1 protein-coding gene is annotated in these 245 nt (G+C 62.0%); it reads right to left on the reverse strand.

The features are described 5' to 3' along the window. Positions 1 to 43: 43 nt before the first annotated feature. Positions 44 to 245: hypothetical protein (locus ACFZPT_RS26840; RefSeq protein WP_379559157.1), on the reverse strand; the 202-nt coding region annotated here is incomplete at its 5' end.

The following is a 245-nucleotide window of genomic DNA, read 5'->3' on the forward strand; positions in this document are numbered from 1 at the left end:
TGAACGTCAGCGCGAAAAGCGCGGATACACGGGTTTTCGGCGGCTATTTATAGCCTTGGTCGGCACCGTAGAGTTGCTTAAGGCTTTCGGCCTCGCGGCGGCTGTCGTACAGGTGGGCGAAGTGGGTGTGGCTCCAGACCCGGTCTTTAGGTTTTGGCGGGCCGTGCGCCGGGCTGCTGGCAGACCATGGCATCACCGGCCGCGCCGCTTTGCAGTCATGCAGGAACGACGCAAACAGTCTGTCG

Source organism: Pseudomonas sp. MD330_10 (assembly GCF_042610415.1).
In the GTDB taxonomy this organism is placed as follows: Bacteria; Pseudomonadota; Gammaproteobacteria; order Pseudomonadales; family Pseudomonadaceae; genus Aquipseudomonas; species Aquipseudomonas rhodesiae.